Origin of the sequence: Bacteroides sp. D55t1_190419_B8, assembly GCF_015558905.1 — a bacterium.
In the GTDB taxonomy this organism is placed as follows: domain Bacteria; phylum Bacteroidota; class Bacteroidia; order Bacteroidales; family Bacteroidaceae; genus Bacteroides; species Bacteroides vicugnae.
Genome location: NZ_JADMOU010000001.1, coordinates 310,012 through 321,917, shown reverse-complemented (window position 1 = coordinate 321,917; position 11,906 = coordinate 310,012). Strand labels below are relative to the sequence as shown.

6 protein-coding genes are annotated in these 11,906 nt (G+C 43.4%); 3 read left to right on the top strand and 3 right to left on the bottom strand.

Annotated features, from left to right (window positions below):
* Nucleotides 1-45: 45 nt before the first annotated feature.
* Both I2I13_RS01110 and I2I13_RS01105 read right to left on the bottom strand, forming a co-directional pair.
* Nucleotides 46-1,284: a rhamnogalacturonan acetylesterase gene (locus tag I2I13_RS01110; protein WP_195648511.1), complete on the bottom strand. Its 1,239-nt coding sequence runs from the start codon at nt 1,282-1,284 to the stop codon at nt 46-48.
* Nucleotides 1,285-1,413: 129 nt separating this feature from the next.
* The gene (locus I2I13_RS01105; RefSeq protein WP_195648664.1) at nt 1,414-4,290 is read right to left on the bottom strand and encodes a sugar-binding domain-containing protein; all 2,877 of its coding nucleotides are present in this window, start codon (nt 4,288-4,290) and stop codon (nt 1,414-1,416) included.
* Nucleotides 4,291-5,147: 857 nt separating this feature from the next.
* Here I2I13_RS01105 and I2I13_RS01100 point away from each other — a divergent pair.
* The 3 genes from I2I13_RS01100 to I2I13_RS01090 all read left to right on the top strand — a co-directional run bounded on the left by I2I13_RS01100 (nt 5,148) and on the right by I2I13_RS01090 (nt 9,698).
* Entirely contained in the window at nt 5,148-7,481 is a 2,334-nt protein-coding gene (locus tag I2I13_RS01100; RefSeq protein WP_334313146.1) for a beta-galactosidase, read from the top strand.
* A 59-nt stretch (nt 7,482-7,540) separates the two neighbouring features.
* Nucleotides 7,541-8,923: a glycoside hydrolase family 28 protein gene (locus I2I13_RS01095; protein ID WP_167511717.1), complete on the top strand. Its 1,383-nt coding sequence runs from the start codon at nt 7,541-7,543 to the stop codon at nt 8,921-8,923.
* 88 nt (nt 8,924-9,011) lie between these two features.
* A complete protein-coding gene (locus I2I13_RS01090; protein WP_195648510.1) occupies nt 9,012-9,698 on the top strand; it encodes an SGNH/GDSL hydrolase family protein in 687 nt (228 codons plus the stop codon).
* A gap of 102 nt (nt 9,699-9,800) precedes the next feature.
* Here I2I13_RS01090 and I2I13_RS01085 read toward each other — a convergent pair whose 3' ends face one another.
* Entirely contained in the window at nt 9,801-11,882 is a 2,082-nt protein-coding gene (locus tag I2I13_RS01085) for a RagB/SusD family nutrient uptake outer membrane protein (protein ID WP_148364267.1), read from the bottom strand.
* Nucleotides 11,883-11,906 lie beyond the last annotated feature (24 nt).

Genomic DNA, 11,906 nt, shown 5'->3' with positions numbered 1-11,906 from the left:
TATCTAATGCCTGATACTTGATACTTAATACCTAATACTTATCTCCTAATTTCCGTCCGGTTTCTCTATTTCCGTGAATGGTGATTCGTTCCAATGGAAAACATTCACATCGTCCGGTTGTGCCGGGTTATAGGATGGGTCTATTTTCAGGTGTTTAGCCAGTTCCGGTACGGCTTTCTTCATTCCTTCAATCACACATTGGGCTATTTGATAGGCTCCGTAAGGATTAAAGTGGGTGTTATCGGCAAAATCCTTGGTCTGTCCCGGATAAGTGCCTGCCGGATAATGCACGAAAGCGCGTTTGGACGTTTCCGGCCCCAAGGCTTCATAAAGCGTACGGGTCATTTCGTTGAGGTCGATCAACGGAACATTTTCCTTTGCTGCCAGCCAGCGCATGGCTTCCGGATAATCTTCGTGTGTGTCACGGATATGTCCGGTGGCATCGAAACTCCGGCGTTGGGTGGGAGTGACCAGTACGGGGTATGCTCCCCGTGCACGGGCTTCATCAATAAATGTTTTCAGGCTGGTCATAAAAGAGTAATAGGCTCCTTTGCCCGGCCCTTTCTGCTTTTGGTCGTTATGTCCGAATTCCATGAAAAGATAATCTCCTTTCTTTATCTGGCTCAATGCTTTTTTCAAACGTCCTGCGGCAATAAAAGTATTGGCTGATTCGCCCGATTCCGCATAATTGGCGATACAAACGTCCGTGCCGAAGAAATGAGGTATCATTTGTCCCCAGCTCGCCCATGGTTCATTGTCCTGGTCGACTACGGTACTGTTGCCGCATAGAAAAACGGTAATCACCGACGGATCGGCAGGCTTGATACTGATACTCTGGCATACGGGTGCATCGCCGTTAAATTCCAGAGTCAGTTTATCGTCCCAGTTCAGTTTAGTCTTTTCGCGGGGTTTGATACGTACGGATTCTTTCTCGGAAATGCGGGGATTGCGTTTGTTGATGATAAATGTTTCATCTACGAATTGTCCCTTTTGGGTCGCGAGGTTATCAATGAACAGTCGGCGTGACTCGCCTCTTACAGTGGTCACCCCTGCCTGTTTCTTGCTTCCCAGGCGAACGGTTACTTGGTAGTTACCATCCGGCACACGGACAGAAAAGAAGAAGGGTGCCTTACTGCCTTTCGCGGGAGTAGCGACGAGATCATATCCGTATCCTGTCTCCTCACTGTAGCGGGGAGCGTCTGCCAACTGGTATGTTTGGGCTTTCTCCTGTGCGTTGATATTTGCCGTTGCCAGGACTAGCAAACCTATAATAGTTGTTTTCATGTAAATAATATAAAAGTATATTGTTTATGGAGTTTAGGCACGGATTACACGGATTTCACGGTTTTTAGAATTATGCTTTCTATAGAGCAACAGCGTAATCCGTGTAATCCGTGCCTGATAATTTCCCATTTAGTTAATTTTTGGTTTGAGCTCGTCAGGTGAATCTTTGGTATAAGATTTCACATCTCCCGCCACTTTGGTGAATAATGCTTGGATTAGTTCCGGAGTTATCTTTTCTGTCGGACGGAAAGCATCCGAATTCATATAATCCAGGATTGCTTTGTGCATCTGGCGGGCTACAATCCGTTTTTCCGGTTGGGAGGTAATATCCATACTGGTCATCATCAGTTTGCCGTTCAACACCTTTGCTTCGAACAACATTCCAATTTTCCGGCTGATAAACCAGGTATCAATACTTTGAATCGTAGGTTGGAATTCTGCCGGGAAGTCGGTGAATTGCATCACTTGCGCTTTGTTCAGCAGTTCCCACCATTGCAGGTTGCTATGATATTCAGTAGGAAATTCACGGAAAAGAGGGTGATATTCATTCAGGAAAATACCTGTTGTGTGTGGCGGACGCATCTTGAACCAGGAAGTATTCCAAAATACGGGAGTAAAATATTGTTTGACTTCCTTGCCGTATTGTATCTTTCCGGCAGCCGTAATCAGCACATTTCCTCCGTCCTGCAACACTGCCAATGCTTTGGCGTCCAAGGTGTCGGTGGTATATACTGTTCCTTGCGCCAGTTCCACTTGTGCCGGATATACCCAGAAATCCCAGTCGTTTACGGCATCACTGCCTTCGATACGTACTTCCAGATTTAGTTTCTGCGGTGTATCGATTGCTTCCAGAGTCATATCTACACTACCCAGAGAATAAAGATTTCCGATGGGAATGTGATGGGTGCCGACAGTTCCATGAGCATATACTTTTCCGAATTTATCCTTAATGGTATATACTGTTTTTGCACTTTTCAAGGGAGCAGCTCCGAAATGGGATACTTCAATGTCGGCATGGAATGTTTCATTATTGGCATATACAAATTTAGGAATACGTGCCAAAGGTACGGTCGGACTGCAAAAGCGTCTGAACTGTTCTGCGTTGATATATCCTTTTTCTTCAAAGAACACGTCCAGTACACCGACTAATGCAGTTCCCTGACCGGAATAATCATTGAGAGCCAGCAACTGGAATCCCGCATAGTCCGGAGTACGCAAGGTCTTTTCAATCTCATGTTTGTAGCAGAGTGCCTGCAATTTGCCCGAAGCCATCATGAAATCGTAGCTTTGGCTTCCCATGTGGTTATCGTTCAGAATATCCCGGAAGATTTCAAAGTTCTTCGCTTTGTTAACTCCCGTATATTTACGGATTTCATTGAAATTCGGGAATACGCACCATTGACCCGTTTCGTGTGATACATACGGTTGTTTCACCGTGTCAATCCTTGTACGATAATCCGATTCACTTTCCGGTTGCGCACCTGCCCAGCTTAATCCGCGTGCACCTGCTTTCACATGATACTCATTGTGAGGTTGCCATTGCCAACTGTTTCCAACGGAAGCTCCTGTGTATACACGACGCGGATCGGTTGCTTTCCAATAATCCACGAACTTGCTGACCCATGCCACCCAACGACCGGAAGGCTCATTGCCGCAAGCCAGCATACAGTATGAAGCATAATTCCCATATTCCTTGGTCAGTGCAATGGTTTCGTCCATCAGGTATTTGTCAATCGGTTGTCCGTTACCCAGTCTCGGACCGTGGTTCGGCCAGCTCGGTCCTTCCGGTTGCAGATAGAAACCAACCAGATCGGCAGCAATGAAAGCTGCCTCCGGCGGACAGAAAGAGTGGAAGCGCATATGATTCAAGCCGTAGCTGCGGCAAATGCGGAATACCCGTTCCCAAGAAGCCACATCCATCGGAGCATAGCCTGTCAACGGGAAATCACAGTTTTCCACTGTACCGCGAAGCATTGTCTTACGACCGTTCACATAGAACCATTTTCCCTCGATCTTGAAATCACGCATACCGAACTGTACCTGTTTCGTATCAGACAGTTTGCCGTTGACCAGCTTTGCCGTCAGTTTATAAAGTGCCGGACTGAATTCATCCCACGTCAGAAACTCTTTTCCCATCGGAAGTTCCATTTCCACCGGATTATCTCCCGGACGGATGTTGAAACTTTGATGTATGGGAGCCACTTTGTGCTGAATGTCCGTGTTAAAGCTCTCGGCGGAAAGGGTGATCTCTCCCTTGGTGGAAGAAGCAGACCGTATATTCATGCGAACCAGCGCTTTCTGATTGCTCAAATCGGGATATACCTGAATATCTTCTAAATGGACTTTGGGAGTAGCTTGTAACTCGATTCGTCCGACGATGCCGTTCCAGTTACCTTGTGTCTGGTCGGTGATACTGTGAGAATCGGGACCTACGTTGATTTCTTTGATTCTATTATCGATACGGATGGTAATCAGGTACGTTTTTCCGGGGGTGGTTGCAGCAGTCAGGTCATAGACATGGGGAACACAAAGACTGTTTTGCATACCAAGCTCCTGCTGATTTACCCATACAGTAGTTTCGATGTGCGGACGTTCCAGAAAAAGAGTGATTCTTTCTCCTTTCCAGTCAGCCGGAATTGTCACTTTCTTTTGATACCAGGCCACACCTACATAATGTTTGTCGGGAGTCAGAAAGAAGGGTAGCTTTACTTGTCCCTCTATCCTGTATTTTTCCATATATGGGTTGAAGTAGTAAGAACTGTCGTAGAGGCTTCCGGTCCATTGGGTACGGACGGTCACTTCATCTCCTTTCCATTTTTCGGGCATGGAGCCGGGCAGGTTGATAGAATCGTCGAGGGATTTTTTGAACCATTGTTCCTTGGCGCCGGTATCTTCCCGATCTATCCGGAAATTCCATTTGCCGGATAAACTGAAAGAGTGATTTTGTCCCGCTACGGTCAGTATGGAGATAAATACGATAGCAATACTTACTAAAAGTCGTTTCATGATATATAGAATTGATATGTTTTTCATTCTTTTTAAAATCTGCCGCTAAAGTAGAGCTTTTTAAGGGTTTAGTAAATAGAAAGATGTACAGATACATAGAATATTGTATCAAAATGGACATCTAAAAGCGTTCGTGTACAAAACTACATGGATTTGAAATATTGTCCATGCTCTTTATCTTTGAGGAGGGGCGGAGATGCCTTATCTTTGCAGGGTAAACTTTTTAATCTTAATAAGGAACCATGAAAAAAGTAGTAATCTGGATAGCTCTAAGTCTTTGGTCGGTGATGACAATCTTTGCCGGTGAGACAGCTTACCTCTTTTCTTATTTTATCAATGACAGTAAAGACGGACTGCATTTAGCATATAGTTATGATGGATTGAACTGGCTGCCTTTACATGGCGGACGTTCTTATCTTACCCCTGCGGTTGGTAAAGATAAATTAATGCGTGACCCCAGTATTTGCCAGTCGCCGGACGGAACTTTTCACATGGTCTGGACTTCTAGTTGGACGGACCGGATTATCGGATATGCCTCTTCCCGAGATTTGGTTCATTGGAGTGAGCAACAAGCAATTCCTGTGATGATGCACGAGCCGGATGCACATAACTGTTGGGCTCCCGAACTGTTTTACGATGAACCTTCACAAACCTATTATATCTTTTGGGCAACTACGATTCCCGGTCGTCACAAAGAAGTGGCTACCAGTGAAAGTGAGAAAGGACTGAATCATCGTATTTATTATGTAACAACGAAGGATTTTCGTACTTTCTCGAAGACGAAGATGTTCTTCAATCCAGATTTCAGTGTGATTGATGCCGCTATTGTGAAAGACCCGAAGCGGGAAGATCTGATAATGGTAGTCAAGAATGAAAATTCCAATCCACCGGAAAAGAATTTGCGTGTGACACGTACAAAGAAGATAGAAAAAGGATTCCCGACCCAAGTATCAGCATCTATTACAGGAAAATATTGGGCGGAAGGTCCGGCTCCTCTTTTTGTAGGTGATACGCTTTATGTCTATTTTGATAAATACCGTGACCATCGTTATGGAGCTGTTCGTTCTTTGGATCATGGTGAAACATGGGAAGATGTGTCCGATCAGGTCTCTTTCCCGAGAGGCATCCGTCATGGAACGGCGTTTGCGGTGGATGCTTCTGTTGTGGAGACACTAAAAAAGAAGTCTTGGTTTAACGACAAAGACCTGACACTGACAGGAGTCTATTATTATCCCGAACATTGGGATGAAAGCCAGTGGGAACGTGATTTCAAGAAGATGCATGAACTGGGATTTGAATTTACCCATTTTGCCGAGTTTGCCTGGGCGCAACTGGAACCGGAAGAGGGACGCTATGATTTTGCTTGGCTCGATAAAGCCGTGGCTTTAGCTGCCAAATATGATTTGAAAGTGATCATGTGTACTTCTACTGCCACTCCTCCTGTATGGATGAGCCGGAAATATCCCGAAATTCTATTGAAGAATGAGGATGGAACGATACTTGACCACGGTGCTCGCCAGCATGCTTCATTTGCTTCGCCTCTTTACAGGGAATTATCATACAAGATGATTGAAAAACTGGCGCAACATTATGGAAATGACTCCCGTATTATCGGATGGCAACTCGACAACGAACCTGCTGTACAGTTTGATTATAATCCGAAAGCGGAGCTTGCTTTCCGTGATTTTCTCCGTGCCAAATACAATAATGATATCCAACTTTTAAATGATGCATGGGGCACTGCTTTCTGGAGTGAGGCTTATTCGTCTTTTGATGAAATAACGCTTCCCAAGCGCGTACAGATGTTTATGAATCATCATCAAATTTTGGATTACCGCCGTTTTGCTGCATCACAAACCAATGATTTCCTGAACGAACAATGTCTGTTGATTAAGAAATATGCAAAGAACCAATGGGTGACTACGAATTATATACCGAATTATGACGAAGGTCACATCGGTGGTAGCCCCGCACTTGATTTCCAGAGTTACACCCGCTATATGGTATATGGTGATAATGAGGGGATTGGTCGTCGAGGCTACCGGGTAGGTAATCCGTTGCGGATAGCCTGGGCAAATGATTTTTTCCGTCCGATACAGGGAACTTATGGTGTGATGGAATTACAGCCGGGACAGGTGAACTGGGGCAGTATCAATCCCCAACCTCTTCCGGGCGCAGTTCGTCTGTGGATGTGGAGTGTGTTTGCCGGTGGAAGTGATTTTATCTGCACCTATCGTTATCGCCAGCCTCTTTACGGCACGGAACAATATCATTACGGAATTGTCGGCACGGACGGAGTGACTGTTACTCCCGGCGGAAGAGAATATGAGACATTTATAAAGGAGATTCGTGAACTTCGTAAACATTGCTCTTCCCGTGAAACCAAACCTGCCGATTACCTTGCCCGTCGTACTGCAATTCTTTTCAATCATGAAAACTCCTGGAGTATCGAGCGGCAGAAGCAGAATCGTACATGGGACACTTTTGCACACATCGAAAAGTACTACCGTACCCTAAAATCATTCGGAGCTCCTGTCGATTTTATATCAGAGACAAAGAATTTATCCGATTATCCGGTGGTCGTAATACCGGCTTATCAATTGGCTGATAAGGAATTGGTGGATAAATGGATTGCATACGTGAAAAATGGCGGAAATCTAATCTTAACCTGCCGTACGGCACAAAAGGATCGTTATGGCCGTCTTCCTGAAGCTCCTTTTGGCTCCATGATTACTCCTTTGACAGGAAACGAAATGAACTTTTACGATTTACTTCTTCCTGAAGATCCCGGTACTGTAATGATGGATGGAAAGGAGTATGCTTGGAATACATGGGGAGAAATTCTGAATCCTCCCATTGACGCACAGGTCTGGGCTACTTATAAAAACGAATTCTATGAAGGAAGTCCGGCTGTTACTTTCCGTAAATTAGGAAAGGGAACAATCACTTATGTTGGAGTGGACAGTCATGATGGAGCATTGGAAAAAGATATATTGAAGAAACTATATGTACAACTGAATATCCCGGTGATGGACCTGCCATCTGGTGTGACAATGGAATATCGTAATGGATTGGGAATTGTATTGAACTATTCGGATCGTCCTTATACATTTAACTTGCCGAAAGGGGGCAAGGCGCTGATAGGAACTACGGAAATTCCTACGGCAGGTGTATTGGTCTTTTCAATGTAACAATAAATAGATATTTTTATCTTTGCAGGATTTGAATGAATTAAAAATAGAATCATACGATGAAGACGAACTTATTGAAATATATGGCAGGTATCTGCTTTTGTCTGTTGACTGCTTCTTTGGCTTTTGCCGGTGATAATTATAAGACGGTAAAGGTGAAAGCGCCTTTTCCCATGCAGCCTATTAAAATCTTTATTTATCCCGATAAAGATTTCCCGATAACGGATTACGGTGCACAACCAGGAGGTGAGACGGATAATACCAAAGCCATTGCTGCCGCTATTGAGGCATGTAATCAAGCGGGAGGTGGACGTGTGGTTGTTCCGGCTGGTACATGGCTGACCGGGCCTATTCATTTCAAGAGTAATGTAAACCTCTGTTTGGAAGAGAATGCAGTTTTGAATTTCACGGATAATCCTTCTGATTATCTTCCGGCAGTGATGACTTCCTGGGAAGGCTTGGAATGTTATAACTATTCTCCTTTACTTTATGCTTTTGAATGTGAGAATGTGGCGATTACGGGTAAAGGAACTCTCCAGCCGAAAATGGATGCCTGGAGAGTTTGGTTCAAACGTCCCCAGCCTCATTTGGAAGCGTTGAAGGAGTTGTATACAAAAGCTTCGACTAATGTCCCTGTGATAGAACGTCAGATGGCAATAGGGGAGAATCATCTTCGTCCGCATCTGATTCATTTCAATCGTTGTAAGAATGTGCTGTTGGATGGATTTAAGATACGGGAAAGTCCGTTCTGGACCATTCACCTTTATATGTGTGACGGGGGAGTGGTACGCAATCTGGATGTGAAAGCTCATGGACATAATAACGATGGTATCGACTTTGAAATGAGTCGCAACTTTCTGGTGGAGGATTGTTCTTTCGATCAGGGGGATGATGCGGTAGTTATCAAGGCCGGACGCAATCAGGATGCCTGGAGATTGAATACTCCTTGTGAAAATATTGTTATCCGTCGTTGTCAAATTCTTAAAGGGCATACTTTGCTTGGCATCGGAAGTGAAATATCCGGAGGCATACGGAATATCTATATGCACGATTGCACGGCTCCTAATTCGGTAATGCGTCTTTTCTTCGTGAAGACCAATCATCGCCGGGGTGGATTTATAGAAAACGTTTACATGAAAAATGTACAGGCAGGCATCGCTCAACGGGTGCTTGAAATAGATACGGAAGTATTGTATCAATGGAAAGATCTGGTACCTACTTATGAGGAACGGATTACCCGTATTGATGGCATTTATATGGATAAGGTGACTTGTGAGTCGGCAGATGCCATCTATGAATTGAAGGGGAATGCCAAATTGCCGGTTAAGAATGTAACGATTGAGAATGTGAAAGTGGGTGAGGTGAAAGAGTTCGTGAAGAAAGTGAATAATGTAGAGAATGTAGTGGAAAAGAATGTGACTTATGATAGGAAAGGGAAATAACCCTTTCCTGAAAGTAGCGGAAAATTTCATGCTATAATTTTAGTATAATGTAGTATCTTAGCAGCAAAATTGAAAACTTTATGCTAAGATGAAGAAATCCTTTTATTTATTACTGCTAATCACTCTATATAGCAGTATCAGCTTTGCCCAAAGCCTGAAATCTATATCTATTTTAGGCGATTCGTATTCAACATTTGAAGGATACCTGCAACCCGATACCAATAGCATTTGGTATTACGTTTCTCCGCAACAGCAAACGGACGTAACTTCCGTAAAGCAGACTTGGTGGCATAAATTCATCAAAGAGAATAACTACCGCCTTTGTATCAATAACTCATTTTCCGGCGCAACAATTTGTAATACCGGTTATAATCAGGCTGATTATTCGGATCGTTCTTTTATTACCCGTATGGATAAGTTGGGATGTCCGGATATCATCTTTATTTTCGGTGCAACGAATGATTGTTGGGCCGGTTCACCGCTTGGGGATTACAAGTATGAAGGATGGACCAAGGAAGATTTATATACATTCCGTCCGGCCATGGCATATCTGCTCGACCACATGATTGATCGTTATCCTAATGTTGAGATCTATTTTCTGCTGAATTCAGGTTTAAAGGAAGAGTTTAATGAGTCGGTCAGAGCTATCTGTCATCACTATAATATTGATTGTATTGAACTGCATGATATTGATAAAAAGAGCGGTCATCCTTCGATAAAGGGGATGGAGCAGATTAGCGATCAGATTAAGATGTTTATGAAGAAGACGAAGTGAAAATATATCGGGAATTAAGATAATGATATTGCCACTTGCTACTCTTTGATTAGGAATACTATTTCAAAGAGTGTCAAGTGGCAATAAGTTTAGTTGTTTATCTTAATATCCCGGATTCTGCATTGCTTTCTTTTCTTCATTACTTAGTGCAGAACCATTTGAATTGGTGATACCATCCAGGAAGGCTTGAGGAATCGGACGATAGTAATGTTTCTCCGGTTTGAATTCACCAAGACCTCTGCTGACACCATCGTTGAATTTATGCCAACGTGCGTCTAATGTTTTGGTACGCGCCAGATCCTCCCAGCGTTGCAATTCGCCACAAAGCTCACGGGTACGTTCATTTAATAGGAAGCACATCATTTTGTCTGCATTGGATGTACAGCCCAGTTCGTTGTAGATAGGGGTGTCGACTGTAGAGTTATAAACATCTGCCACACTATTTAATTTCATTGTTGTTTTAGTAGAAGCAGTAGTCTCCTGTCCGATATTGTTTGACTCATAATAAGTGTTCTCTTCCCAGTAAATAGCACCTTCGGAAGAATGCCCGCCACCTTTTCCGGAACAATAAGGATTATTCTTATAAGCTTGTCCGCCATCTACATTCTTACTACGGTCTTCACCTGTTTCGTAACCGGCACGTTCACGCAGTTTATTTATCCATTCGATAGCTTTGTCGTAATTGGCTTCCCCTTTACGAATATACGCTTCGGCAACCATTAATACATCATCTGCCGAACGGGCGATGATGGCATCGCGAGTACCGAATTGAGATGCAATGGAAACACGGTAACCATCCCGGAATTTAGATAAAGCTACTGAACGCTTGTGAGGTATGATATCGTAATAATTGCCCGTTTTCTCATTTATATTCCAGCTGTGTTCCTGTCCTTTGAAATAACGTACATATGTATATGTATTGCACATTTTTCCATCTTTCAGAACAGTATATGCCGGAGCGTTGGAATATTTTTCATAGCGGTTGTCTCCCGGGTCATTAACGATGTATTTCATACCGAGTTCACCTCCACTAAAACGTTTGTCGCCTTCTTTTACACCTGCCGGGGCATATGGCATATCTTCTGCTGTCCAGGTGGGAGCACTTTTGGTCTCGTTGGCTCCATAACAGGTAATGAATGATTTCCAGAAACGAGAGTCATTGACACGGTCAAACACCTGCATAGTATATTCTGTGGCACTCACATATGAGAATTCACGTCCTCCGGAGATGTCGCGTTTACATCCACCTATATCATTACCTTGATATACGGCCGGATAATAAAGATGCATCTGATTTCCATAACGTCCCCATGTTGATTCGTCGTTAGAGAATTGAGCTGCCAGAACCACTTCACTTACTTTTTCATTGGCTCCGTTCGGCTGCTCATAGTCCCAAAGTTCTACATAGTCATTGCACAACGGATGTGCATCTACCACTTCCGAACCATATTGAATCACAGCATCAAGGTCGGATGCTACATAATTACTGTTCCAGTCACTGTACAATTCGGATGCCCGGAATAAATGCGCTTTTGCGAGGAAATGGGCGGCAGCGTATTTATTGATTCGTCCAATCGATTCACCTTTATCCGGAAGTAGTCTGTAGGCTTCTCCAAAATCTGATATAATCTGGGTGTATATTTCTTCAGCAGAATTTCGTGTGAAATATGTTTCCGCACTTGTGGACGGAACTAATTTTAACGGTACGCCACCAAATTGCTTCACTAATTCGAAATAAGCATAAGCCCTTAGAAAATGCGCTTCTCCCAGACGTGTGTTATATGAGGGTGAACTTTGGTTATAATATTGAGGTATATTCTGGATCAATATGTTTGCGGGTTCAACCAGTCCGTAGTAATTGTCCCAGACAGGTTGGTTGGCATCTTTTTCAGATGAATTTAAATCTTGGCTATAGTGGTTCCATGCAGGGATAACATTGTTAGCATCGGTAAATTCATCCACTCCCATGTTGTAACACTGAATACCCCATATATAGTTGAATTTGAATTTTAGTTTCTGGTAGGCTCCAGTCACTAATTCATCAAGTCCTTCCTGTGTCTTAAAGCGGTCAGTACTATATTGAGTTGTTAAATTCTCATCAAGGAAAGATTCACTGCACGAAGTGATCGAACTTCCTGTTGCGCCGGCTATTAGAGCTGCAAATAATATTCTATTTAATTTCATAATGTCTTTACTTTAATTTGTTTA